The sequence below is a fragment of the Streptomyces erythrochromogenes genome, assembly GCF_040684695.1.
GTDB lineage: Bacteria > Actinomycetota > Actinomycetes > Streptomycetales > Streptomycetaceae > Streptomyces > Streptomyces erythrochromogenes_C.
On record NZ_JBFBGM010000020.1, the window covers coordinates 1 to 25857 of the forward strand.

At 73.5% G+C, this 25857-nt stretch carries 19 protein-coding genes, 1 rRNA gene and 1 pseudogene; 16 read left to right on the top strand and 5 right to left on the bottom strand.

The features are described 5' to 3' along the window. The first annotated feature begins 172 nt into the window (after window positions 1-172). The 3 genes and pseudogenes from rrf (at window position 173) to AB0O53_RS26120 (ending at window position 2700) form a co-directional block, all read left to right on the top strand. A 5S ribosomal RNA gene (rrf, locus tag AB0O53_RS26110) occupies window positions 173-289 on the top strand. A 311-nt stretch (window positions 290-600) separates the two neighbouring features. After that, window positions 601-1713, top strand: a pseudogene (locus AB0O53_RS26115) (hypothetical protein); the annotation flags it as partial. 144 nt (window positions 1714-1857) lie between these two features. Further along, entirely contained in the window at window positions 1858-2700 is an 843-nt protein-coding gene (locus AB0O53_RS26120) for a tetratricopeptide repeat protein (protein WP_365198823.1), read from the top strand. Between the two features lie 82 nt (window positions 2701-2782). Here AB0O53_RS26120 and AB0O53_RS26125 read toward each other — a convergent pair whose 3' ends face one another. Beyond that, window positions 2783-4054 (bottom strand): DUF1015 family protein, encoded by a 1272-nt coding sequence (locus AB0O53_RS26125; RefSeq protein WP_351001536.1) that lies wholly within the window; start codon window positions 4052-4054, stop codon window positions 2783-2785. 87 nt (window positions 4055-4141) lie between these two features. Here AB0O53_RS26125 and AB0O53_RS26130 point away from each other — a divergent pair, with 87 nt between their 5' ends. The 4 genes from AB0O53_RS26130 (at window position 4142) to AB0O53_RS26145 (ending at window position 8245) form a co-directional block, all read left to right on the top strand. Further along, a complete protein-coding gene (locus AB0O53_RS26130) occupies window positions 4142-5245 on the top strand; it encodes an HAD-IIA family hydrolase (protein ID WP_351001534.1) in 1104 nt (367 codons plus the stop codon). Between the two features lie 71 nt (window positions 5246-5316). Further along, on the top strand, window positions 5317-6375 hold the full coding sequence (locus AB0O53_RS26135) for a FecCD family ABC transporter permease (RefSeq protein WP_351001533.1): 1059 nt from the start codon (window positions 5317-5319) through the stop codon (window positions 6373-6375). Window positions 6376-6416: 41 nt separating this feature from the next. Then, window positions 6417-7418, top strand: coding sequence for a FecCD family ABC transporter permease (locus AB0O53_RS26140; protein ID WP_351001544.1), 1002 nt, complete (start codon window positions 6417-6419; stop codon window positions 7416-7418). After that, window positions 7415-8245, top strand: a complete 831-nt coding sequence (locus AB0O53_RS26145; RefSeq protein WP_351001531.1) for an ABC transporter ATP-binding protein — start codon at window positions 7415-7417, stop codon at window positions 8243-8245. The genes AB0O53_RS26140 and AB0O53_RS26145 overlap by 4 nt, the downstream gene beginning before the upstream one ends. A 21-nt stretch (window positions 8246-8266) precedes the next feature. On the opposite strand, the gene AB0O53_RS26150 is transcribed toward AB0O53_RS26145, so the two are convergent. Beyond that, entirely contained in the window at window positions 8267-8614 is a 348-nt protein-coding gene (locus AB0O53_RS26150) for an SCP2 sterol-binding domain-containing protein (protein ID WP_351001529.1), read from the bottom strand. 65 nt (window positions 8615-8679) lie between these two features. Between AB0O53_RS26150 and AB0O53_RS26155 the strand changes: the two genes are divergently transcribed. From AB0O53_RS26155 to AB0O53_RS26175, 5 genes are all read left to right on the top strand, one after another. Next, window positions 8680-8988 carry a hypothetical protein gene (locus AB0O53_RS26155; protein ID WP_351001527.1) on the top strand — a complete coding sequence of 103 codons (309 nt, stop codon included), beginning with the start codon at window positions 8680-8682 and terminating at the stop codon, window positions 8986-8988. Between the two features lie 7 nt (window positions 8989-8995). Further along, complete coding sequence (locus AB0O53_RS26160; RefSeq protein WP_351001525.1) at window positions 8996-9811, top strand: TlyA family RNA methyltransferase; 816 nt, start codon at window positions 8996-8998, stop codon at window positions 9809-9811. Further along, window positions 9808-10716 (top strand): NAD kinase, encoded by a 909-nt coding sequence (locus AB0O53_RS26165; RefSeq protein WP_351001523.1) that lies wholly within the window; start codon window positions 9808-9810, stop codon window positions 10714-10716. The genes AB0O53_RS26160 and AB0O53_RS26165 overlap by 4 nt, the downstream gene beginning before the upstream one ends. A gap of 155 nt (window positions 10717-10871) precedes the next feature. Continuing rightward, entirely contained in the window at window positions 10872-12596 is a 1725-nt protein-coding gene (recN, locus tag AB0O53_RS26170; protein ID WP_365198827.1) for a DNA repair protein RecN, read from the top strand. Between the two features lie 256 nt (window positions 12597-12852). Then, the gene (locus tag AB0O53_RS26175) at window positions 12853-13962 is read left to right on the top strand and encodes a glycosyltransferase family 4 protein (protein ID WP_365198660.1); all 1110 of its coding nucleotides are present in this window, start codon (window positions 12853-12855) and stop codon (window positions 13960-13962) included. A 370-nt stretch (window positions 13963-14332) separates the two neighbouring features. Here AB0O53_RS26175 and AB0O53_RS26180 read toward each other — a convergent pair whose 3' ends face one another. The 3 genes from AB0O53_RS26180 to AB0O53_RS26190 form a co-directional block, all read right to left on the bottom strand. Beyond that, complete coding sequence (locus AB0O53_RS26180; protein ID WP_351001519.1) at window positions 14333-15952, bottom strand: PucR family transcriptional regulator; 1620 nt, start codon at window positions 15950-15952, stop codon at window positions 14333-14335. Window positions 15953-15973: 21 nt separating this feature from the next. Continuing rightward, window positions 15974-17359, bottom strand: a complete 1386-nt coding sequence (locus AB0O53_RS26185; protein ID WP_365198662.1) for an FAD-binding oxidoreductase — start codon at window positions 17357-17359, stop codon at window positions 15974-15976. 141 nt (window positions 17360-17500) lie between these two features. After that, a complete protein-coding gene (locus AB0O53_RS26190) occupies window positions 17501-19330 on the bottom strand; it encodes a glycoside hydrolase family 15 protein (protein ID WP_351001515.1) in 1830 nt (609 codons plus the stop codon). A gap of 445 nt (window positions 19331-19775) precedes the next feature. Here AB0O53_RS26190 and pyrG point away from each other — a divergent pair, with 445 nt between their 5' ends. From pyrG to ald, 4 genes are all read left to right on the top strand, one after another. Continuing rightward, entirely contained in the window at window positions 19776-21428 is a 1653-nt protein-coding gene (gene pyrG, locus AB0O53_RS26195; RefSeq protein WP_351001513.1) for a CTP synthase, read from the top strand. A gap of 81 nt (window positions 21429-21509) precedes the next feature. After that, window positions 21510-22142 (top strand): NUDIX domain-containing protein, encoded by a 633-nt coding sequence (locus AB0O53_RS26200; protein WP_351001511.1) that lies wholly within the window; start codon window positions 21510-21512, stop codon window positions 22140-22142. Between the two features lie 304 nt (window positions 22143-22446). Continuing rightward, a complete protein-coding gene (locus tag AB0O53_RS26205; RefSeq protein WP_365198666.1) occupies window positions 22447-24423 on the top strand; it encodes a tetratricopeptide repeat protein in 1977 nt (658 codons plus the stop codon). 153 nt (window positions 24424-24576) lie between these two features. Then, window positions 24577-25692, top strand: a complete 1116-nt coding sequence (gene ald, locus AB0O53_RS26210) for an alanine dehydrogenase (RefSeq protein WP_351001507.1) — start codon at window positions 24577-24579, stop codon at window positions 25690-25692. The last annotated feature ends 165 nt before the right edge of the window (window positions 25693-25857 follow it).

The following is a 25857-nucleotide window of genomic DNA, read 5'->3' on the forward strand; positions in this document are numbered from 1 at the left end:
CCAGATGTGGAAGCCCGGTAACGGGTGAAGCTGACTGGTACTAATAGGCCGAGGGCTTGTCCTCAGTTGCTCGCGTCCACTGTGTTAGTTCTGAAGCAACGAACAGTTGCTGGTTTCTAGAGCTGGAACACATAACTACAGAGTGTGCTTGTTCGCTCGAAACCGATAGGGTTTCGGTGGTCATAGCGTTAGGGAAACGCCCGGTTACATTCCGAACCCGGAAGCTAAGCCTTTCAGCGCCGATGGTACTGCAGGGGGGACCCTGTGGGAGAGTAGGACGCCGCCGAACAATCTTTCAAAGGACCCTTGGTCCAGCGTTCAACGCTGGACCAAGGGTCCTTTTTTGTTTTTCACCATCTTTACGCCGAAGCGCGGCCATGGGTTGGTTGCGCGAGAATGACTAGCGGTACCCCGAAGACAGGAGTCACACCCATGTCCAACTCTCCCGACGATCGTCCGGAGCGCGAGCCTCGTCGCAACGACGGCGGTGACAGGGGCGGCTACCGCGGGGGCCGTGACGACCGTGGTGGCGACCGCCCTCCGTTCCGTCGTGACGACCGCGGCGGCCGGCCGGCCGGTGGCAGCGGTGGCGGTGGCTACCGCCGCGACGACCGCGGTGGACGTCCTGCCGGCGGTGGCGGTGGTGGCGGCGGCTTCCGTCGTGACGACCGTGGTGGGGACCGTCCGTCCTACCCGCGTCGCGACGACCGTGGTGGCGACCGTCCCTCCTTCCGCCGTGACGACCGGGGTGACCGTCCGTCGTACCCGCGCCGTGACGACGACCGCGGTGGGTTCCGTGGCGGCCGTGACGACCGTGGCGGCGACCGCCCCTCGTACCCCCGTCGTGACGACCGCGGTGGGGACCGTCCGTCGTACCCGCGTCGCGATGACGACCGCGGTGGGTTCCGTGGCGGCCGTGACGACCGTGGCGGCGACCGCCCCTCCTACCCGCGCCGCGACGACCGCGGTGGCGACCGCCCCTCCTTCCGTCGTGATGACCGGGGCGAGCGTCCGTCCTACCCCCGTCGCGATGACCGTGGTGGGGACCGTCCGTCCTACCCGCGTCGTGACGACCGCGGTGAGCGTCCGTCGTACCCGCGCCGTGACGACGACCGCGGTGGGTTCCGTGGCGGGCGTGACGACCGCGGTGGCGACCGTCCCTCCTACCCCCGTCGTGACGACCGTGGTGGGGACCGTCCGTCCTACCCGCGTCGTGACGACCGCGGTGAGCGTCCCTCGTACCCGCGCCGTGACGACGACCGCGGTGGGTTCCGTGGCGGCCGTGACGACCGTGGCGGGGACCGCCCCTCCTACCCGCGCCGCGACGACCGCGGTGGCGACCGCCCCTCGTACCCCCGTCGTGACGACCGGGGCGACCGTCCTTCGTACCCGCGCCGTGACGACCGTCCTTCCTACCCCCGTCGCGACGACCGTGGTGGCGACCGTCCCTCGTACCCCCGTCGTGACGACGACCGCGGTGGGTTCCGTGGCGGTCGTGACGACCGCGGTGGGGACCGTCCGTCCTACCCGCGCCGTGACGACCGGGGCGAGCGTCCCTCGTACCCGCGTCGCGACGACGACCGCGGTGGCTTCCGTGGCGGCCGTGACGACCGTGGCGGCGACCGCCCCTCCTACCCGCGTCGTGACGACCGCGGTGGCGACCGCCCGTCCTACCCCCGTCGTGACGACCGGGGTGGCGACCGCGGTGGGTTCCGCGGCGGCCGTGACGACCGCGGTGGCTACCGGGGTCGCGATGACCGCGGCGGCGACCGTGGCTACCGCGCGGACCGCGACCGTGACCCGGTCAAGCGGCTTCCGATCGACGAGGACGTCACCGGCCTCGAGATCGACGCCGATGTGCGCCAGGAGCTGCTGAGCCTGCCCAAGGGCCTGGCCGAAGAGGTCTCCAAGAACCTGGTCATGGTCGCCCGGCTGATCGACGAGGACCCGGAGCAGGCGTACGCGTACTCCCGCATCGCCCTGCGTCTGGCCTCCCGCGTCGCCGCCGTCCGCGAGGCCGCCGGCTTCGCCGCCTACGCCACGCAGAAGTACAGCGAGGCACTCGCGGAGTTCCGTGCCGCCAAGCGCATGACCGGCTCCGTCGAGCTGTGGCCCGTGATGGCCGACTGCGAGCGCGGCCTCGGCCGCCCCGAGCGGGCACTGGCCATGGCCGGCGAGCCCGAGGTGCAGAAGCTCGACAAGGCCGGCCAGGTCGAGATGCGTCTGGTCGCCGCCGGCGCCCGCCGGGACCAGGGGCAGCTCGAAGCGGCCATCGTGACCCTCCAGAGCCCCGAGCTGGCCTCCAGCGCCGTCCAGCCGTGGACCGCCCGTCTGCGGTACGCCTACGCCGACGCCCTGCTGGCGGCCGGTCGTGAGGACGAGGCCCGCGAGTGGTTCGGCAAGGCCCTCGAGGCGGACAAGGACGGGGCCACCGACGCCTCCGACCGCCTCGCCGAGCTCGACGGCGTGGAGTTCGTCGACGCCGCGGTCGACCTGTCCGACGACGACGAGATCGAGAACGAGGACCTCGCCCAGGACGACCAGGACGAGGACGACGAGGACGACGACGAGGACCCGGCCGAGGTGGCCGCGGCCGAGCGCGCGACCGACGTCACCGAGTACTACGACGAGGACGACGAGGAGTACGAGCCGCTGGAGCAGTCCGCGGACGACGCCGACGTCCGGGGCGACAAGGCCTGAGCCGCGTTGACGTAGAGGAGAAGGGCGGTACCCCGAACGGGGTACCGCCCTTCTCCGTGTCCGGCCCGCGTCCGGAAGCCGCTCAGCCCAGTCCGCGCAGGACCAGGCCGGTGGCCGGCTTCGGCCCGAAGGACGTCGACTTGCGGGGCATGGTGACCCCTTGGCGGGCCAGGTCGCGCACGACCTCCTCGCGTACGGGATGCAGCAGGACGGCCGTGCCCCCGTGCCGTTCGGCCATGGCTACCGTGGACGCGGCGTCATGGATGTACGTGATCTGGTCGGGGGCGTCCGGGACGTGCCAGAGGGCGTCGAGCAGCGTCGCGTGCAGCACGGTCGCGTCCAGCCGGCGCCAGGCCTCGGGGCGGTCGTGGCGGACCGTGCGGTCGAGGAGGGCCAGGTCGGGATCGGTGACCAGGTGGAAGGAGCCGTCGCCGGCGAGCAGGAAGGCGTTGCCGCGTTCCGCCGCGTCCGAGAGGGCGTCCAGGGCCAGCGGGAGCGGCCCGTCCACCGGGCGGACCCGGAAGTGACCGGCGACGGCGGCCAGTGCGTCGGCGACCGGGAGGCGGCGCAGCATCCGGTGGATGGCGCGGACCTGGAGCGGGTAGCGGGCGGTGTCCACGAGGAGCACCAGGCCGAAGTCCCACGCCGTGGGGGAGGCGTGCTCCTCCTGGAGGCGCAGGTACGTCGCCCAGCGGTGGTGGCCGTCGGCGATGAGGGCCTGGCGGTGGCTGAGATCCGCCGTGACCGTGGCCAGTTCGGCCGGGTCCGTGATGGCCCAGAGACGGTGCTGGAAGCCGTCCTCGGTGGTGGTCGACAGCAGCGGCTCGCGCTGGGCGGTCCGCTCGACGACCGCCGCCGCGCCTGCGCCGGGGTCGTCGCCGCGGTAGGTGAGCAGGAGCGGTTCGAGGTTCGCGGAGGTGGCCCGCATCAGGCCCGCCCGGTCGGTCACCACGTCCGGCATGACGTCCTCGTGCGGCAGGACGATGCCGGCGTCGGCGGTGGACAGGGCCAGCGCGCCGATGATGCCGCGCTGCAGCAGCCCGGCCCGGCGCTGCTCGTACACGTACAGCGCGGGCTCGGGGTCGGCGGACAGGATGCCGCCGGCGAGCCAGTCCCGCAGGGTGCGCGCGGCCTGCTCGTTGCGCGCGGCCGGGGTGCCGGCCTGCGGGAGGATGAGGCGGACGATGTTGTGCGGGTCGGCGGATTCGAGGTGGTCGACTCCGTCGGGGCGCACGACCACGTCGTACGGCGGCGAGGTGACGGCGGCGAGGCTGCCGACACGCTCGGGGACGTAGCGCAGGCCATGGAACGGGATGAGGCGCAGCCCGTGGTCCGCGGTGCCAGAAGTGGTCATTGGTGCATGGTAAATCGCGTCTCGCCATGCGGGATGATCGGGGCAGTACGGAATCGGACAAGATCGATCTCACAGGGAGCGGCCAGAATGACCCGGCAGATCAGGACCAGTCCTGCGGCGTGTGACCAGAGTCTGCACCAGGCGTACGACACCGCTCTCCTGGACCTGGACGGCGTGGTGTACGCGGGCGGGCGGGCCATCGGCCACGCCGTGGAGTCCCTCGCGGCGGCCCGCGCCGACGGCATGCACCTCGCGTACGTGACGAACAACGCGCTGCGGACCCCCGAAGCGGTCGCGGAGCACCTGGGCGAGCTGGGCATCCCGACGGACGCGGCCGAGGTGATCACCTCCGCGCAGGCCGTGGCCCGGCTGATCGCGGAGCAGGTGGAGCCGGGGTCCAAGGTGCTGGTGATCGGCGGGGAGGGGCTGCGGGTCGCGCTGCGCGAACGCGGCCTGGTGCCGGTCGAGTCCGCCGACGAGGAGGGGCTGGCGGCCGTCGTACAGGGCTACGGGGGCCCGGACCTGGCGTGGGGCCGGTTCGCGGAGGCCTCGTACGCGATCAACCGGGGCGTGCCGTGGTACGCGTCGAACACCGACCTGACGATCCCCGGGGCGCGGGGCATCGCGCCGGGCAACGGCGCCGCGGTGGAGGTCGTACGGATCGCGACGGGCGCGGAGCCGCAGGTGGCGGGCAAGCCGCTGCCCCCGATGCACCGGGAGACGGTGCTGCGGACCGGGGCGAAGCGGCCGCTGGTCGTCGGCGACCGGCTGGACACCGACATCGAGGGCGCCTTCAACGGCGAGGTGGACTCGCTGCTGGTGCTGACCGGGGTGACCGACGCGGAGCAGCTGCTGCGGGCCGAGCCCCGGCACCGGCCGACCTACGTGGACCGGGACCTGCGCGGGCTGCTGGCCGGACAGCCGGAGGTGGTGCCGGCCGCGGAGGGGTTCCGCTGCGGCGGCTGGACCGCGGTCGCGCTGAACAACGGCGTGCTGGACCTGCGCCGGGACGACGAGGCGGACGGCGAGGGCGGCGACGGCCGCGAGGGCGGCGACGGGGTCGTGGACGGCGGGTCGGGTGCGGACCCGCTGGACGGTCTGCGGGCGCTGTGCGCCGCGGCCTGGACGGCCGCCGCCGAGGACGTGTGCACCCTGGACGCGGCGAAGGCGCTGGCCAGGCTGGGTCTTTGAGGATCCGCGGAGGACCCGTGGAGGACCCTCCGGGGGCCGTTCGAGGCGGAGGCTAGGCTAACCTAACCTGCGTGTTGGTTGAGAGTCCCCCAGAATCCGGGCCGAGCGCGGCGCCCCCGCCGGACGCCGTCGCCCGCCCACGCCATGCCGCGCGTGCCGCGGGCCTGGTGGGCGCCTTCGTGGTGCTTGCCCTGATCGCGGTGCTGAGCATCGCCGTGGGCGCCAAGCAGATGCCCCTGGACGAGGTCTGGCACGGCCTCTTCCACTACTCGGGGACCACCTCGGACGTGGTCGTGCGGGACCTCCGGATCCCGCGCACCCTCCTCGGGCTGATGGTCGGCCTCGGCCTCGGCCTGTCCGGGGCGGTGATGCAGGCGCTGACCCGCAACCCGCTGGCCGAGCCCGGCATCCTCGGCGTCAACGCCGGCGCCGCCGCGGCCGTCGTCTCCGCGATCAGCTTCTTCGGCGCGAGCTCGCTGAGCGAGTTCGTGTGGTGGGCCTTCCTCGGGGCCGCCGTGGTCTCGGTCGTCGTGTACGTGCTGGGCGGCAGCCGCAGCGCCACACCGGTACGCCTCGCGCTCGCCGGTACGGCGGCCAGCGCGGCCCTCGTCGGCTACATCAACGCCGTGCAGCTGATGGACAGCAAGGCGCTGGACAAGCTGCGCTTCTGGACGGTGGGGTCGCTGGCCTCGGCCAACATGGACACCGTCCGGCAGGTCGCCCCGTTCCTGCTGGTCGGCGCGGTGCTCGCGCTGTCGCTCGGCCGGCCCCTCAACGCGATGGCCCTGGGTGACGACTCGGCCAGGGCGCTCGGCGCGAACCTGACGAGGACCCGGGTCGGCGCGATGCTCGCCATCACCCTGCTCTGCGGTGCGGCGACCGCCGCCTGCGGGCCCATCGTCTTCATCGGCCTGATGATCCCGCACCTCGTGCGGGTGTTCACCGGACCGGACATGCGCTGGGTGCTGGCGTACTCGGCCGTCCTGTCGCCGGTCCTGCTGCTCGGCGCGGACGTCGTCGGCAGGGTCGTCACCCGGCCCGCCGAGCTCCAGGTCGGCATCGTCACCGCGCTCATCGGCGGGCCCGTCTTCATCTACCTCGTCCGGCGCAAGAGGATGGCCCAGCTGTGACCGTGACCGCCAAAGCCCGTCCCGTGCGGCTCCCGGGCGGGATGTCGCTGCGGATCGAGCGGCGCGCCCTGGGCGTCGGGGCCCTGCTCGTCCTCGCCGCGTTCGTCATGGCCGTCCTGCTGATCGGCACCGGCGACTTCGACATCGCGCCGTGGGACGTCGTACAGACCCTGTTCGGCAACGGCACCCCTGCCAACGACTTCATCGTCAACGACCTGCGGCTGCCCCGCGTGCTGGTCGCCCTGCTGGTCGGCGCCGCCCTCGGGATGGCCGGAGCCGTCTTCCAGTCGGTGACCCGCAATCCGCTCGGCTCGCCCGACCTGCTCGGCTTCTCCTACGGGTCCGCGGTCGGCGCCCTCGTCGTGATCATCCTGCTGAAGGGCTCGGCGACCGAGGTCGCCGTCGGCGCGCTGCTCGGCGGACTGCTGGCCGGCGCCGCCGTCTACCTGCTGGCGTACAAGCGGGGCATCCACGGCTACCGGCTGGTCCTGGTGGGCATCGGCGCCTCCGCGATGCTGGTGGCCGTCATCCAGTACCTGATCACCAAGGCCCAGCTCGTGGAGGCCTCGCGGGCGATGGTCTGGCTGACCGGTTCGCTGGCCGGCCGGGACTGGGCGCAGGTGTGGCCGCTGCTGGTGACCTGCGCGGTGCTGTTCCCCCTGGTGCTGGGGCAGAGCCGGGCCCTGCGGATGATCGAGATGGGCGACGACGCGGCGTACGCGGTGGGGGTGCGGGTGGAGCGCACCCGGCTGCTGCTGATGCTGGCCGCGATCCTGCTCACCACGGCGGCGAGCGCCGCGGCGGGGCCGATCAGCTTCGTCGCGCTGGCCGCGCCGCAGCTGGCACGGCGGCTGACCCGCTCGCCCGGCGCCAACCTGCTGACCGCCGCCCTGATGGGCTCGGTGGTGCTGCTGCTCTCGGACTGGGCCTCGCAGCGGGCCTTCGGCGCGGACCAGCTGCCGGTGGGCGTGGTGACCGGGCTGGTCGGCGGTGTCTATCTGCTCTGGCTGCTCGTCACCGAGCGCAAGGCAGGACGTATATGAACCTCAGGAGTGCGCAAGTGCAGCGGTTGACCGCGGAGAACGTGACCCTCGGCTACGACCGGCGGGTCATCGCCGAGAACCTGTCGGTGGAGATCCCCGACAACTCCTTCACGGTGATCGTCGGCCCCAACGCCTGCGGCAAGTCCACGCTGCTGCGGGCCCTGTCGCGGATGCTGAAGCCCTCCGAGGGGCGGGTGCTGCTCGACGGGCAGGCCATCGGCTCCATGCCCGCGAAGAAGGTCGCCAAGACCCTGGGCCTGCTCCCGCAGTCCTCGATCGCGCCCGACGGGATCACCGTCGCCGACCTGGTCTCGCGCGGCCGGTACCCGCACCAGGGCCTGCTGCGGCAGTGGTCGCCCGAGGACGAGCGGATCGTGACCGAGTCGATGGCCTCGACCGGGGTCGCCGAGCTCGCCGACCGGGCCGTGGACGAGCTGTCGGGCGGGCAGCGGCAGCGCGTGTGGATCGCGATGGCGCTGGCCCAGCAGACCCCGCTGCTGCTCCTCGACGAGCCGACGACCTACCTCGACATCCAGCACCAGATCGACGTGCTGGACCTGTGCGCCGAACTGCACGAGACCCAGGGGCGCACCCTCGTCGCCGTGCTGCACGACCTCAACCACGCCGCCCGCTACGCCACGCACCTGATCGCGATGCGCGGCGGGACGGTCGTCGCCGAGGGGCCGCCGCAGGAGGTGGTCACCGCGGAGCTCGTGGAGAAGGTGTTCGGGCTGCGCTGCCAGGTCATCGACGACCCGGAGACGGGGACGCCGCTGGTGATCCCGGCGGCGCGCCGTACCCGCGCCCAGGCCGCCGCCGAGGTGTAGGCCCCGGGCGGCCGGTGCCCCCTAGAGGAGGCTCTTCAGCCGCAGCAGGTCGCGGAAGCCGGCCTCCAGCCTGACCCGGCCGGAGGCCCAGGCCTTCGCGAACTTCAGCTCGCCCGCGACCAGCGCGAGGAGGTCGTCGCCGGTCATCGCGAGGCGGATCTCCGCCTTCCGGGCCGGCGGGCCCGGCGCGACCGCGTCGACCCGGATCCGGCCCGCGTCGAGGCGGCCCGTGAACGTCTGGTCCAGGTCCGTGATGTGGCAGCTGAGGGAGCGGTCGAAGGCGGCCGCGCCGCGCACGCCGTCCTCGGCCCGCGCGAGGTTGTCGGAGAGTCGGTCGAGTGCGTCACGGCACTGCTGGATCGTAGCCATCGTGATCACGACCGTACCGCAGAGCCGCGCGTCACCGCGGGGGCGCTTCGGGGTAGCGTCGTGGCATGAGCGACGAAGCAGCCGACACCCGGGCCGAGGCCCCGAGCGAGGCCCCGGGCGAGGGCGGAGCCGGGGCGGCGGCGCAGGCCCCCGCCGAGCCGGTGGAGCCCGCCGGGCCCGCGGCGCTGGGCGTCGTACGCACCCCCACCGGCCACGCCGGGGTGGACGCGCACCTGGCGCGGCTGGCGGACGCGGACCACCTCGCGGCGGACGGACACGTCGAGGTGTACGAGGATGTCCACCGGGGGCTGCGTGAAGCGCTGACCGCGCTGGACGCACCGCCCGTCCCCGGACCGTACGAAAACAGGAGCTGAACCGAACGTGGCAGGAGTGGCACGCCGCCGCCTGGACGCCGAACTGGTACGCCGCAGCATGGCCCGCTCGCGCGAGCACGCCGCGCAGCTGATCGCCGCGGGCCGGGTGACCGTGGGCGGCACCACCGCGACCAAGGCCGCCACCCAGGTCGAGACCAGCGCGGCCCTCGTGGTCCTCAAGGACGACGCCGACCCCGACTACGTCTCGCGCGGCGGGCACAAGCTCGCGGGCGCGCTCGCGGCCTTCCAGCCGCAGGGGCTGGCCGTCGAGGGCCGCCGGGCGCTGGACGCCGGAGCGTCCACCGGAGGCTTCACCGACGTGCTGCTGCGCGCGGGCGTGGCCCACGTGATGGCGGTCGACGTCGGCTACGGGCAGCTCGCCTGGTCGCTGCAGAGCGACGAGCGGGTCACCGTGAAGGACCGCACGAACGTGCGCGAGCTGACGGTCGAGCAGATCGACGGCATCCCGGTGGACCTCGTCGTCGGCGACCTGTCGTTCATCTCGATCGGCCTGGTGCTGCCCGCGCTGGTGCGCTGCTGCGCGCCGGACGCGGACCTGGTGCTGATGGTCAAGCCCCAGTTCGAGGTCGGCAAGGACCGGCTGGGCAGCGGCGGCGTGGTGCGCAGCCCCGAGCTGCGGGCCGAGGCCGTGCGCGAGGTGGCGGCCAGCGCCGCGGCGCTCGGGCTGGGCGTCCTCGGGGTCACCGCCAGTCCGCTGCCGGGGCCGTCGGGGAACGTCGAGTACTTTCTGTGGCTGAGGGCGGGGGCACCGGCACTCGACCCGGCGGATGTTGACCGTGCAGTGGCGGAGGGGCCGCAGTGACAGATTCTTCGGGGGAACGCACCGTATTCCTGCTCGCGCACACCGGACGGCCCGCGGCCATCCGCAGCGCCGAGCTGGTCGTCAAGGGCCTGCTGCGCTGCGGGCTGGGCGTCCGGGTCTTCGACCACGAGGCGGTGGACCTGCCGCTGCCGCCGGAGGTGGAGCTCGTCACCGAGTCCACGCCGGGGGTGCTCGACGGGTGCGAGCTGCTGGTGGTGCTCGGCGGTGACGGCACGCTGCTGCGCGGCGCCGAGTTCGCGCGGGCCTCGGGCGTACCGATGCTGGGCGTCAACCTGGGCCGGGTCGGCTTCCTCGCCGAGGCCGAGCGCGACGACCTGGACAAGGTCGTGGACCGGGTGGTGACGCGCTCGTACGAGGTCGAGGAGCGGATGACCCTCGACGTGATCGTGCGGACGAACGGCGACGTCGTCCACCGGGACTGGGCGCTGAACGAGGCCGCGGTCCAGAAGGTGTCGCCCGAGCGGATGCTGGAGGTCGTCCTGGAGATCGACGGGCGCCCGGTGACCGGCTTCGGCTGCGACGGGATCGTCTGCGCCACCCCGACGGGCTCGACGGCCTACGCCTTCTCCGCGGGCGGGCCGGTGGTCTGGCCCGAGGTGGAGGCGCTGCTGATGGTGCCGATCAGCGCGCACGCGCTGTTCGCGAAGCCGCTGGTGACCTCGCCCCACTCGGTCCTGGCCGTCGAGGTGCAGAACGGCACCCCGCACGGGGTCCTGTGGTGCGACGGCAGGCGCACGCTGGAGCTGCCCGCCGGGGCGCGGGTGGAGGTCCGGCGGGGTGCGGTGCCCGTACGGCTCGCCCGGCTGCACCACGCGTCGTTCACGGACCGGCTCGTCGCGAAGTTCGCGCTGCCGGTGTCGGGATGGCGGGGCGCGCCCCACTGACGGCCCCGTCGCCGCAAGCCCGGCCGGGATTGCGGGTGTTGTTGTCCGGGGCCGGCAGCGAGAGCTTTAATAGCACACTCGTTCGGAGAACTCGGGGCGGGTGACGTCACATGGCACCCGGGAAACCTCGGTATCGTCGTCCCGTGCTTGAGGAGATGCGGATACGGTCGCTCGGGGTCATCGACGACGCGGTGGTCGAGCTGTCGCCCGGTTTCACCGCGGTGACCGGCGAGACCGGCGCGGGCAAGACGATGGTCGTCACCAGCCTCGGGCTGCTGCTCGGCGGGCGTGCCGACCCGGCCCTGGTACGTATCGGGGCCAAGGCAGCGGTGGTCGAGGGCCGCATCGTCATGCGCCCGGACGCCCCCGCCGCGGTACGCGCCGAGGAGGCGGGCGCCGAGCTCGACGACGGCGCCCTGCTGATCAGCCGGACCGTGTCCGCCGAGGGGCGTTCGCGCGCCCACGTCGGCGGCCGCTCCGTGCCCGTCGGCCTGCTCGGCGAACTCGCCGACGACCTCGTCGCCGTGCACGGACAGACCGACCAGCAGGGCCTGCTCCGGCCGGCCCGGCAGCGGCAGGCGCTCGACCGGTACGCCGGGGACGCCGTCGCCGTCCCCCTGGAGAAGTACGGCTCGGCGTACCGCAGGCTCCGCGCGGCCGCCGTGGAGCTGGAGGAGATCACCGCCCGGGCCCGGGAGCGGGCCCAGGAGGCCGACCTGCTCCGATTCGGCCTCGACGAGATCGCGGCCGTGGAGCCCGTGGCCGGCGAGGACGTCGAACTGGCGGCCGAGGCGGAGCGGCTCGGACACGCCGAAGCCCTGGCTTCGGCCGCCCAGGCGGCGCACGCCGCGCTCGCGGGCAACCCCGAGGACCCCGAGGCCATCGACGCGAACCTGCTCGTCGGCGGGGCCCACCGGGCCCTGGAATCCGTACGGTCGCACGACCCGGCGCTCGGCGCCCTCGCCGAGCGGATCGGCGAGCTGGGCATCCTGCTCGCCGACGTGGCCGGCGAACTGGCCGGCTACGCCGACGACCTCGACGCCGATCCGCTGCGGCTGGCCGCGGTGGAGGAGCGCCGGGCCGCCCTGACGCAGCTGACGCGCAAGTACGGCACCGGGGGCACCGTGGACGCGGTGCTGGAGTGGGCCGAACAGGGCGCCGCGCGGCTGCTGGAACTGGACGGCGACGACGAGCGGATCACCGAGCTGACCGCCGAACGGGACGGGCTGCGCTCCGAACTGTCCCTGCTGGCGCAGACGCTGACCGACGCCCGGGTGGAGGCGGCGACGCGCTTCGCCTCCGCGGTGACGGCCGAGCTGGCCTCGCTGGCGATGCCGCACGCCCGGGTGACGATCGACATCCGGCAGGCGGAGGACCCCGAAGGAGTGGATGTGGACGGCCGCCCGGTCGCCTACGGACCCTCCGGCGCCGACGAGGTCGAACTGCTGCTGGCCCCGCACCCGGGCGCCCAGCCGCGGCCGATCGCCAAGGGCGCCTCGGGCGGTGAGCTGTCCCGCGTGATGCTCGCGGTCGAGGTCGTCTTCGCGGGCACCGACCCGGTGCCCACGTACCTCTTCGACGAGGTCGACGCAGGCGTCGGCGGCAAGGCCGCGGTCGAGATCGGCCGGCGCCTGGCGAAGCTCGCCAGGACGGCGCAGGTCGTGGTCGTCACGCACCTGCCGCAGGTGGCGGCCTTCGCCGACCGGCAACTGCTGGTGGAGAAGACCAACGACGGCTCGGTCACCCGGAGCGGGGTGACCGTCCTGGAGGGCGAGGACCGGATCCGCGAACTGTCCCGCATGCTCGCGGGGCACGAGGACTCCGTCTCCGCGCGGGCGCACGCCGAGGAACTGCTGGCGGCGGCGCGCGCCGACGCGTAAGCCCGTACACCAGCGGGAGGGCCCGGGACGCACGGCGTTCCGGGCCTTCCGCTTGTCCGTGAAAGACCGGTTCGGGCCCGAAACTGACCGATCGGCACGTCACTCTCCGGATTCCACTTACGCCGTGTGGGTGAGGTCGGAAGGACTCCGGCCGTATCTCGCACAGGATCCGCACCCGTATGGTCCCGGAACGCGCGTGCGGACTGGCATCCTTGGCGAGGTCTCTGACTCTTCCCTCACCCTGGAGCTTCGTCCAGTGAGCAGCTCCCCGGTCTCCACCTCCGCCGCGGCACAGCCCTACGGGCGCCCGCTGCGCACCGTCCACGTGCTCGGCGACGGTGCGGGCGCGGGCAGTTGCACCCACGTCCGATCGCTGGCCACCGGGCTCGCCGCGCGCGGAGTACGGGTCACCGTGTGCGCTCCCGTCCGGGCGGAGGGGGAGTACGACTTCACCGGCGCCGGGGCGGAGTTCGCGCCCGACGCGGTGAGCGTGCTGCGGGCCGCCTGCGCCGGCGCGGACGTCGTCCACGCGCACGGCGTGAAGGCGGGCCTGCGGGCCGCGCTGGCCCTGCGCGGGCGCCGGGTGCCGCTGGTGGTGACCTGGCACGGCGAGGGCCCGACGGTGCCCGGCGCGCTCGGGCGGCTGAGCCGGATGCTGGAACGGCGCGTGGCGCGGGCCGCCGCGGTGGTGCTCGGCGCCTCCTCGGACCTCGTGGACCTGGCCCGGCAGCGGGGCGCCAGGGACGCGCGGCTGGCGCCCGTGGCCTTCCCGGCGGCCCGGGAGGGGGTGTCGGACCCGGGCAAGGTGCGGGCGGAACTCGGCGTCGTGGAAAGGCCGTTGCTCATCGCGGTCGGCAGCCTGGTGGCGCACCGCGGATACTCCGTCCTGCTCGACGCGGCGCGCGAGTGGCGGGCCCTGGAACCGGCACCGCTGCTGGTGATCGCGGGCGAGGGGCCGCTCCGGGCCGAACTGGCCCGGCGGATCGAGACGGAGGGGCTCCCGGTCCGGCTGCTCGGACGCCGCCGCGACGCGGCGCAGCTGCTGGCGGCCGCCGACCTGGCGGTCCTGCCGAGCCGGTGGGAGGCGCGGGCGCTGCTGGCCCAGGAGGCCCTGAGGGCGGGCGTACCCCTGGTGGCCACGGCGGTGGGCGGCGTGCCGGAGCTGGTGGGCCGGGGCGCGGTGCTCGTCCCGCCGGGGGAGGCCGGGGCCCTCGCCGCGGCCGTGACCGGCCTCCTGGCCGATCCGGCCCGCCGGGCCGACCTGGCCGCCGCCGGGCGCATCCAGGCCGCGACATGGCCCTCGGAGGACGACACCGTGGCCCAGGTCCTGTCCGTCTACGACGAACTGACGGAACGCCGCCGATAGCTCCCGGCGGGGCTGATTCCGCCCACCGGCGCGCCACGGGTTCCGGGGCCGAGGCCCGGCATTTCAGCTTCGCCGGCGATCGATGCGCGGGTCCGGGCGGAGCCCGGGGAACGGTGGAAGGGCGGGTAGGGGACAGCCCCGCAGGGCCACCCCACCGCCGCCGGGCGCGCCGCTGCTGCGGGGCTCCGCCCCGGACCCCGCGCCTCAAACTCCCCCAGCTACCGCCGGGAGGTGCCCCCTGGCGGGGCTGAAAGGGCGGGACCCTGCCCGGACCCCGCGCCTCAAACGCCGGCGAGGCTGAAAGGGCGGGACCCTGCCCGGACCCCGGGCCTCAAGCGCCGGCGGGGCTGAAGCGGGGCGCGCGGGTGCGTCAGGACGGGCCGGCGTGGCGGCGGGCGCGGAGGGCGAGGCTCAGGGAGAGGACCGTCTCCGGGTCGTCCAGGTCCGTGCCCAGCAGCTCCGAGATGCGGGCCAGCCGGTTGTAGAGGGTCTGCCGGTTCAGGTGGAGCTCACGGGCCGTCTCCGCCTTGCGGCCCGCATGGGCCAGGTACGTCTCCAGGGTGGGCAGCAGCGGCGGCCGCGAGGCGGCGTCGTGCGCGCGCAGCGGGCCGATCGCGCGGTCCACGAAGGCCGCCAGGTCCGGGTGTTCGCGCAGCCGCCACAGCAGCAGGTCGATGTCGAGGCGCCGGGCGTCGTACCAGGGCCGGGCCGGCAGGCCGTGCGCCGCGGTGGCGGTCTCCGCGGCGTGCCGCAGCCCCGACGAGGCCGCCGTCCAGCCGCCCGCGACGCCGACCACCACGGCCGGCGGTGCGGTGGCCCGCTCCAGTCCCGCCCGTTCGACGCCCGCCCGCAGCGCCGCCGCGACCCGGTCGGCGACCGCCGTGCGCTCCGACTCCGCCCGCAGCGACACCAGCAGCGGCACCCGGCCTTCGACCGGCCGGACCCCCAGCAGGACCGGGACCCCGACCGAGGACAGCTCCTCCAGCACCGCCCGGGCCAGGACGGCCCAGTTGCCGGACGGGCCGAGGTCGGACAGCCGCATGACCACCGGCAGCAGCGGCCCGGCGCCCGGCTTGAAACCCAGCACGCGGGCCTGGCCCGGCGCGTCCTCCGCCGAGATGCGGCCCTCCGCGAGGTCCGTCAGGAAGTCGCCGCGGCCGCGCGCCGCCAGCTCCTCCTCCTGCCGCGCCTGCATGAGGACCACGGCCAGCACGCCCGCCGTCCGCTCCGCCGCCATCCGGTGCACCGGCAGCAGCGGGGCCGAGACCCCGACCAGGACCACCCTGGCCCGCACCGAACCGGTACCGGGTCCGCCGCCCGGTACGTCGACCACCACGGTGTTCGCCGACGGTTCGGCCTCGCGCTGGCCGCGCAGCCCCTCCCAGACCTGCAGCGGGTCCGCGCCCGCATCCCCGGCCGAACTGGCGGCCGCGTACAGCAACTGCCCGTCCGGGGTCTCCAGGAAGACCGGGTTCGCCGTGAAGTCGGCCAGGATGCGCAGCACCTGCGGGATGCCCCCGCCGCCCAACAGGGCCTCCGTACAGCGCCGGTGCACCTCCTCGGCCCGCTGGAGCAGGGCGTAGTGGCCGTTGACGATCTCGGTGTGGACCTCCTCGGTGACCGCGACGAAGGGAACCTCCCGGTGGAGCTGCACCAGCGGCAGCCCCGCCGCGCGCGCCGTCTCCACCAGCGTCGCGGGCAGCCGCGTGAACCGCGGGCCCAGCTCCACCACCAGCGCGGCGATGCCCCGGTCCGCCAGGCGGCGTACGAAGGCCCGCTGTTCGGCGGGCCGGGTGCCCAGGCCCAGCCCCGTGGTCAGCAGCAGCTCGCCGCCCTTGAGCAGGGAGGCGATGTTCGGGACCTCGCCCGCGTGCACCCAGCGGACGGTACGGCCCAGGCGGTCGGCGCAGGCCACCACCTCCGGCAGGCCGCTGCGCAGCCCCGGCAGCTCCAGCGCCCGCTGAACCGTGATCCCGCCCTGGTTGTCCATGTCGCGGGACGCTATCAGGGGTCAGGCCGGCCGGATGTTGTGGTTGAAGCGGAAGACGTTGTCCGGGTCGTAGCGCCGCTTCACCTCGCCCAGCCGCCGCATGTTGTCCGCGCCGAGCCCCGAGACCACCCGGTCCGAGCCCTCGTCCCCGGTGAAGTTCAGGTACACCGCCCCGGTGCTCCACGGCCGCACGTCCGCGCGGACGTCCTTGACCCACTGCCGGCAGCGTTCGTCGTCGGCCGGGTCCTCCCAGATGCCGAACGGGTGCACCACCCAGGGGGAGTCCCGGTACGGCACCGGGTAGTCGGCCGGACCGGAGGCGATCGCGCCGCCCTGCGGGAAGAGGATGTGCTGGGTCCCGGTCGGCACCGGCATCGACGCGGCCCGGGAGCAGAACGCGTCGACGAACGCGTCCGGTGCGGAGGTCAGGTACTCCGCCGACCAGTAGTTCCGCAGCCCCGGCGGGTCGTCGATCATGCACTGGAGATCGGCGTACGGGATGGCGGTGACCATCGCCGCCTCGTGCGGCAGGGCCAGCAGCGGCCCGGCGAGCGCCCGCAGCCGCTCCTCGGGGCCCGCGTAGGTGAGCAGCGCCGCGCACACCAGCCTCCCGGCCAGGTGCGGGGGCACGAAGTCGTCGTCCGGGGGGCCGGTCAGGTAGATCACGCCCCCGCTCGCCTCCGCGGGAGCGCCCTCCAGGAGGTCCCGGTAGGTCCGCACCACCTCGGGGCCGTTCTCCGGCAGGTAGAGGACGAAGGCGATCGCCATGGCGGGCAGTTCGTGCAGCCGCAGGGTGATCGCGGTGGCCACGCCGAAGTTCCCGCCGCCGCCGTGCAGGGCCCAGAACAGCTCGGGGTGCTCCTCGGAGGTGGTCTCCACGACCGCTCCGTCGGCCGTCACCAGTTCCACGCCCAGCAGGTTGTCCACGGCCAGCCCGCACTTGCGGTCCAGCCAGCCGCTGCCGCCGCCCAGGACGAAGCCGCCGACGCCGGTGGTGGAGGCCCGGCCGCCGGTGGTGGCGAGCCCGTACGGGGCGCACGCCCGGTCCAGGTGGCTCATCGTCGCCCCGCCCTCGACCCGGACCGCGCGGGCCCCCGGGTGGACGGTGACCCCGTGCATCCGGCGGAGGTCGATCACCAGGGCGGCGTCGCCGAGGGCGGAGCCGGCGACGCTGTGCCCGCCGCCCCGCACGGCGATCTTCAGGTCCAGGTCCCTCGCGAAGCGCACGGCGGTGACCACGTCCTCCGCGCTCTCGCACTGGGCGATCACGGCGGGCCTGCGGTCGATCATCGCGTTGAAGACGGTCCGGGCCTCGTCGTAGCCCGGATCCTCCGGGGCGAACACCTCACCGGAGAGATCCTCGCGGAGCGCGGTCAGGGCCGCGCCCGCCTTCGAGAGGGGAGCCATGGCTGCCCCCTTCCAACGGACGGAGGGCATAAGACCCTTCCAGCCTAGGCCCGGAGGATCACCGGGGCGCGGCGAACACCGCGCCCCGCCCCGACGGCCGTTCGGGCGGCAGGGGCCGGGCCCCGGCCCCGTACGCGCCGCTCAGCCCCCGTACGCGCCGCTCGCGGTCAGCCGCAGCGCCGTGTCGATCAGCGGAACGTGGCTGAACGCCTGCGGGAAGTTCCCCACCTGCCGCTGGAGCCGCGGATCCCACTCCTCCGCCAGCAGGCCCAGGTCGTTGCGCAGGGCCAGCAGCCGCTCGAACAGCCGCCGTGCCTCGTCCACCCGGCCGATCATCGCCAGGTCGTCGGCCATCCAGAACGAGCAGGCGAGGAAGGCTCCCTCGTCGCCCTCCAGGCCGTCCACACCGGCCTCGTCGCCCGCCGTCGGGTAGCGCAGGATGAAGCCGTCGGGCGTGGACAGCTCGCGCTGGATCGCCTCGATGGTGCCGATGACGCGCTTGTCGTCCGGCGGCAGGAAGCCCATCTGCGGGATCAGCAGCAGCGAGGCGTCCAGCTCCTTCGACCCGTACGACTGGGTGAAGGTGTTGCGTTCCTTGTCGTAGCCCTTCTCGCACACGTCCTGGTGGATCTCGTCGCGCAGCTCGCGCCAGCGCTCCAGCGGGCCGTCCGCGTCCCCGCTCTCGATCAGCTTGATCGTGCGGTCCACGGCCACCCAGGCCATCACCTTGGAGTGCACGAAGTGCCGGCGCGGGCCGCGCACCTCCCAGATGCCCTCGTCCGGCTCCGACCAGTGCGTCTCCAGGTAGCGGATCAGCTTGAGCTGGAGCAGGGAGGCGTAGTCGCTGCGGGCCAGGCCCGTCATGTGGCCCAGGTGCAGGGCCTCGGTGACCTCGCCGTAGACGTCGAGCTGCAGCTGGCCGGCGGCGCCGTTGCCGACGCGGACCGGGCGGGAGCCCTCGTAGCCGGGGAGCCAGTCCAGCTCGGTCTCGCCGAGTTCCCGTTCGCCCGCGATCCCGTACATGATCTGCAGGTTCTCCGGGTCGCCGGCCACCGCGCGCAGCAGCCACTCGCGCCAGGCGCGGGCCTCCTCCCGGTAGCCGGTGCGCAGCAGCGAGGAGAGGGTGATGGCGGCGTCGCGCAGCCAGGTGTAGCGGTAGTCCCAGTTGCGGACCCCGCCGATCTCCTCCGGGAGGGAGGTGGTCGGCGCGGCGACGATCCCGCCCGTGGGGGCGTACGTGAGGGCCTTGAGGGTGATCAGGGAGCGGACCACGGCCTCCCGGTAGGGCCCGTGGTAGGTGCACTGGTCGACCCACTCGCGCCAGAACTCCGCAGTCGAGTCCAGGGCCGCCTCGGCGTCCGGGGCCTCGGGCGCGCCGCGGTGCGAGGGCTGCCAGCTGATGCTGAAGGCCACCCGGTCGCCGGGTCCGACGGTGAAGTCGGAGTACGTCGTCAGGTCCTTGCCGTAGGTCTGCGCGTCGGTGTCCAGCCAGACCGAGTCGGGGCCGGCGACGGCGACGGTGCGGCCGTCGACCTTGTGCACCCACGGCACGACCCGGCCGTAGCTGAAGCGCATCCGCAGCGTCGAGCGCATCGGAACGCGTCCGCTGACGCCCTCGACGATGCGGATCAGCTGCGGGGCGTGGTCCTCGCGGGGAGGCATGAAGTCGATCACGCGGACGTTGCCCCGCGGGGTGTCCCACTCGGACTCCAGCACCAGCGAGTCGCCGCGGTAGCGGCGGCGGGTGGCGCGCGGGGCCTCGGCACCCGCCGGGAACGCCGGCCCGATCCGCCAGAACCCGTGGTCCTCCGTGCCGAGAATGCTCGCGAACACGGCATGGGAGTCGAAGCGGGGCAGGCACAGCCAGTCCACCGCCCCGTCCCGGCAGACCAGCGCCGCGGTCTGCATGTCACCGATCAGTGCGTAATCCTCGATGCGCCCGGACACGTGCATCTCCAGTCGAACGGCCACGTCCGCCCCGAAGGGCGCTTGCAATGCGCGTTTGCGCGATCTCCTGTGTGCAGGATCTCCGCGTGAGCCCATGATTCCGTATATCGGCCCGGTTAGGCCGTCCGACGGACTGCCCGGCGGTGATGTGCGCAATATCCGAGCAGGATATGACGGCACCCTAGTGATCTTCGCCAGGCCGCGGACAATGCCGCTGGGCCGAACGGGTGAGCCGCGGGAACTGCGCCCCGGCGCACTTCGGCGCTCTGCTACGAGCCGTCGACGGCGCGTGGCCGGAGGCGGACCGGCCCGGGCGCTGATAGGCTGGTACCCCGTGGACCGGTGGTCTGCCTGTGCGAATCAGGGGCCCCGAAACCGCAGCTTCGGCGCCCCCTGAGACCCTTCCGGATCGACGGTGGCCGGCGCCGGACGCACCTCACCTCGCGACCACGGGAGCCCCCTCTTGGCGATGCCGCCCAAATCCATGACGACCAAGCACATCTTCGTCACCGGGGGTGTCGCTTCCTCCCTCGGCAAGGGCCTGACGGCCTCCAGCCTGGGTGCGCTCCTGAAGGCGCGCGGCCTGCGGGTCACGATGCAGAAGCTCGACCCGTACCTGAACGTCGACCCCGGCACGATGAACCCCTTCCAGCACGGCGAGGTGTTCGTCACCAACGACGGCGCCGAGACCGACCTGGACATCGGCCACTACGAGCGCTTCCTCGACGTCGACCTCGACGGCTCGGCCAACGTCACCACCGGCCAGGTCTACAACACCGTCATCGCCAAGGAGCGCCGCGGCGAGTACCTCGGTGACACCGTGCAGGTCATCCCGCACATCACCAACGAGATCAAGCACCGCATCCGCCGCATGGCGACCGACGACGTCGACGTCGTCATCACCGAGGTCGGCGGCACCGTCGGCGACATCGAGTCGCTGCCGTTCCTGGAGACCGTCCGCCAGGTCCGCCACGAGGTCGGCCGCGACAACGTCTTCGTCGTGCACATCTCGCTGCTGCCCTACATCGGCCCCTCCGGCGAGCTGAAGACCAAGCCCACCCAGCACTCCGTCGCCGCCCTGCGCAACATCGGCATCCAGCCCGACGCCATCGTGCTGCGCGCCGACCGCGACGTCCCCACCAGCATCAAGCGCAAGATCTCGCTGATGTGCGACGTGGACGAGGCGGCCGTGGTCGCGGCCATCGACGCCAAGTCGATCTACGACATCCCCAAGGTCCTGCACACCGAGGGCCTGGACGCGTACGTCGTGCGCAAGCTCGACCTGCCCTTCCGCGACGTCGACTGGACCGTCTGGGAGGACCTCCTCGACCGCGTCCACAACCCCGACCACGAGGTCAAGGTCGCGCTCGTCGGCAAGTACATCGACCTGCCCGACGCCTACCTGTCGGTGACCGAGGCGCTGCGCGCCGGCGGCTTCGCCAACAAGGCCCGCGTCCAGATCAAGTGGGTCACCTCCGACGACTGCAAGACCCCCGCGGGCGCCGCGGCCCAGCTCTCCGACGTGGACGCGATCTGCGTGCCCGGCGGATTCGGCGACCGCGGTGTGAACGGCAAGGTCGGCGCGATCACCTACGCCCGCGAGAACCGGATCCCGCTGCTCGGCCTGTGCCTGGGCCTGCAGTGCGTGGTCATCGAGGCCGCGCGCAACCTCGCGGGCATCGAGGACGCCAACTCCACCGAGTTCGACGCCTCCACCCCGCACCCGGTCATCTCGACCATGGAGGAGCAGCTGGCCTTCGTCGAGGGCGCGGGCGACCTGGGCGGCACCATGCGCCTGGGCATGTACCCGGCGAAGCTCGCCGAGGGCTCGATCGTGCGCGAGGTCTACGGCGACGAGGCGTACGTGGACGAGCGCCACCGCCACCGCTACGAGGTCAACAACGCCTACCGCGGCGAGCTGGAGAAGAAGGCCGGCCTGGTTTTCTCCGGCACCTCCCCGGACAACAAGCTCGTCGAGTACGTCGAGTACCCGCGCGAGGTCCACCCCTACCTGGTGGCCACCCAGGCCCACCCGGAGCTGCGCTCGCGCCCGACGCGCCCGCACCCGCTGTTCGCGGGCCTGGTCAAGGCGGCCGTGGAGCGGCAGCAGTCCGCCAAGTGAGCGCCTGACCGCATAACGTAGACGGCCGGGGTACGGAAGATCCGTACCCCGGCTGTCGCGCGTTGTGGAGGGCTTCGGGGCATGAACATCAAGGACACGTCGGAATCCTGGGAGACGCTGTCGAGCCGGCGCCCCTTCCAGGGCGCGAAGACGGCGGTGGACTCCGACGAGGTCCGGATGCCGGACGGCTCGACCGCCCGCCGCGACTACCAGGTGCACCCCGGCTCGGTGTGCGTGCTCGCGCTCGACGAGGAGGGGCGGGTCCTCGTCCTGAGCCAGTACCGGCACCCGGTGCGGCGCCGGCTGTGGGAGCTGCCGGCCGGACTGCTGGACGTCCCCGGCGAGAACCCGCTGCTCGGCGCGCAGCGCGAGCTCTACGAGGAGGCGCACGCCAAGGCGGAGGACTGGCGGGTGCTGGTCGACTTCTACGCCTCGCCGGGCGGGTCGGACGAGGCGATCCGGGTCTTCCTGGCGCGGGGCGTCTCCGAGGCGGACGGCGAGCGCTACTCCGAGTCCGGCTCGGAGGAGGCGGACATGGAGGTGACCTGGGTCCCGCTGGCGGAGCTGGTACGGGGCGTCCTGGCGGGCGAGCTCGGCAACCCCGGGCTGGTCACCGGGGTGCTGGCGCTGTCCGCCGCCCTGGCCGGCGAGGGCGGCGTCGACGCCCTGCGCCCGGCCGAAGCCCCGTGGCCGGCCCGGCCCTACGAGGCGTAGGCGGGCGAATCCGGCCCGCGCGCCGGAGATTTCCGGCCGCGCCGGGATGGGGACGCGAGGTCCGGGGCAGAACCCCGGGTACGGGACAGCGGCGGACGGCGGCGGGCCCCGCGCGGGGGAGGACCCCCGCCGGGGCCGCGGCAGGGGCTCGTCCGGGGCGGCCCGCCCGCGCTGCGGGCCACCGCACGGGAAAAAGCCGACCATCCGCTGATCCGATTGGGGGATTTACCCGCCGCGCTCCACACGGACCGTCGCTCTGCGTGAACTACGCTCGCCATCCGAAGGCAGGGAGAGGAGCGGATCCGTGACGGATTTCGTCGGGCGGCGGCGTGAGCTCAAGGAGCTGCGCGAGGACATCGCGCGGACCGGGCTCGACACCCTCTCCGGCCGCAAGGCCAAGGCTCCCCGGGCGCGGGTGCTGCTCGTCGCCGGGCGCCCGGGATCCGGCCGGAGCACCCTCGCGGAGACGTTCGTGCGCGAGGTCGCCGACCAGTACCCCGACGGCGTGCTGCGGACCCGGCTCACCGCCCCCGGCGGGGAGACCGTGGCGACCGAGCGCGCCCTGCGCGGCCTGCTGGCGGAACTGGGACAGCGCACCCCGCCCGGCGCCGGCGAGGACGAGCTCAGCTCCGTCCTGCGCACCGCGCTCAAGGAGCGGCGGGCGATCGTCCTGATCGACGACGCGGCCGATCCGCACCAGGTCGACGCCCTGCTCCCGGACACCCCCGAATGCCTCGTCGTGGTCACCGCCGAGGGCCCGCTCACCGGCATCCCCGACGTGCGCCCCTGCACCCTCGGCGGCCTGGACACCGTCTCCGCGGTCGGGATGCTCGCCCGCCGCATCGGCGACACCCGCGTCACCACCGACCCGCGGGCCGCCGAATCGCTCGCCGAGGCCTGCGGGGGGCAGCCCGCCGCCCTCGAACTCGTCGGCGGCTGGCTCGCGGCCCGTCCCAAGGCCGCCGTCGCCGACGTGGCCAAGCAGCTCCACGACATGCCCGGCGGCGCCGGCGGGGCGCTCGGCCGCGCCTTCCGGCTCGTGTACGACTCGCTGCCGCAGCCCGCCCAGCGGACCCTGCGCCTGCTGCCGCTCGCCCCCGCCGGCCTCGTCGACTCGCACACCGCCTCCGCGCTGGCCGGCTGCTCGGTCGCCGCCGCCCAGTCCACCCTGGACGACTTCGCCGGGCTGGGACTCGTCCGGCACGCCCCCGACGGCCTGTTCCTGCTGCCCGGCTGTCTCGCGCCGCTGCTCCAGGCGCTGCTGGAGGCCAAGGAGCGGCCCGCCGAGGTCCAGCTGGCCCGCGCCCGGATGCTGGAGCGGACCGTCCGGCTGCTGCACTCCTGCCGCGCCATGGCCGCCGCCGACGGCGACGACCCCGATCCCGAGCTCCAGGAACTGCTGGACGGACTCCCGCGCGCCCTGCGCTTCCCCGACCGCCGGGCCGCCGCCGTCTGGCTGGACACCCGGCTCCCGGCCCTCTCGGCGGCCGCCTCCCTGGCGGTGGCCGACGGAGAGCTGGACACCCTGGCCCGTCGGCTGGTCGCGGCCCTCGTCCGGGCCCTGGCGGACCACCGGGGCACCGCGGAGGCCGCCCCCGAGCTCTACGGGCTGCACCGCCTGGTCCTGGACGTGGCCGAGCGCCGCGGCCTGCACCGGGAGCAGGCCGCGGCGCTGCTGAACCTGGCCGACCTGGACGCCGAGACCGGCCGCACCCAGGAGGCCCTGGAGCGCTACCGGGCCGCCCTGGACGCCGGACGGGCCGCGAACGACCCGTACGCGACGGGCCGCGCGATGGAATCCGTAGGCGGTGCCTACCAGGAGCTGGCGGACTGGCACCGCGCCTCCGACTGGTTCGGCCGGGCGCTCGCCCAGGCACTCTCGCGCGGGGAGCGGGCGGACGAGGCCCGGCTGTACGGGCGGCTCGGCAACGTGCACACGTACGCGGGCCGGTACGGGGACGCGCTGCGCAGCTGGCGGGCGGCCGCCGCGGGCTACCGGAAGCTGGCCGACGTCCCGGGCCAGGCCAAGGCGTTGAGCGAGATGGCCCGGATCCAGGAGTACGCGGGCCGGCCCGAGGAGTCCCTGCACACCTGCCGCGAGGCGGTGGAGCTGGCGCGCCGGGCCGGGGACCAGCGGCTTCAGGCCGCGCTGCAGGTCCGGCTGGCCGACACGCTGGACCGGCTCGGGGACCCCGCGGCCGCGAGACTGCACCGCTCCGCGGCCGACAGATTGCTGGGAGATGACCCCGCTGCCTGCGAAATCCGCAGTGGATCCGACTGAGATTATTGGTTTGCAAGGCTAGACAGCGCGTCGTCCTTCATTAAACTGGCTTCACCACGTCATCTCGTGGTGCATCCCGTTGCGCGTACTTGTGGGCGGGTATGTATGGAAGTGACCCGTTAAATCCCCCCGAGTCAAGGACCGTGATCGACGATGAAGGTCGGCATCCCCCGCGAGGTCAAGAACAACGAGTTCCGGGTCGCCATCACGCCCGCCGGCGTGCATGAGCTGGTCCGAGGCGGCCACCAGGTCTTCATCGAGCAGAACGCCGGCGTCGGCTCCTCGATCACGGACGCCGAGTACGTCGCGGCCGGCGCGGAGATCCTCGGCACCGCCGACGAGGTGTGGGCCACCGCCGACCTGCTGCTCAAGGTCAAGGAGCCCATCGCCGAGGAGTACCACCGCCTCCGCAAGGACCAGACGCTCTTCACCTACCTGCACCTCGCGGCCTCCCGCGAGTGCACGGACGCGCTGCTGGAGTCCGGCACCACCGCCATCGCCTACGAGACGGTCGAGCTCGCCAACCGCGCGCTCCCGCTGCTCGCCCCGATGTCCGAGGTCGCGGGCCGCCTGGCCCCGCAGGTCGGCGCCTACCACCTGATGCGCTCGGCCGGCGGCCGCGGCGTCCTCCCGGGCGGAGTCCCCGGCACCCACGCCGGCGAGTGCGTCGTCATCGGCGGCGGCGTCTCCGGCTGGAACGCCGCGCAGATCGCCATCGGCATGGGCTTCCACGTGACCCTGCTCGACCGCGACATCAACAAGCTCCGCGAGGCCGACAAGATCTTCGGCACGAAGATCAAGACGATCGTCTCCAACGCCTACGAGCTGGAGAAGGCCGTCGTCGAGGCCGACCTCGTCATCGGCGCCGTCCTGATCCCGGGTGCGAAGGCCCCGAAGCTGGTCACCAACGAGCTCGTCGCCAAGATGAAGCCCGGAAGTGTACTTGTCGACATCGCCATCGACCAGGGCGGCTGCTTCGAGGACTCCCGTCCGACCACCCACGCCGAGCCGACCTTCCAGGTCCACAACTCGGTCTTCTACTGCGTCGCCAACATGCCGGGCGCGGTGCCGAACACCTCCACCTACGCGCTGACCAACGCCACGCTGCCCTACATCGTGCAGCTCGCGAACCTCGGCTGGGTCGAGGCGCTGCGCCGTGACCCCGCGCTCGCGCTGGGCCTCAACACCCATGACGGCCAGGTCGTTTACGGTCCGGTCGCCGAGGCCCACGGTCTCGAGACCCTCGAGCTCAACACGCTGCTCGGCTGACCCGTCAACGACTGACGTCAATCTCACGTATCCGGCCGGACCTTGCCCGCAAGGTCCGGCCGGAGGCGTTTGCCCGCGACCCCGAGATCGCGCTCAACTCGCCTCGAACGTAACCCTTTAACCCTTTCGCGCACCCGCGAAACTTCGCAGCGACGGCGTGGACGC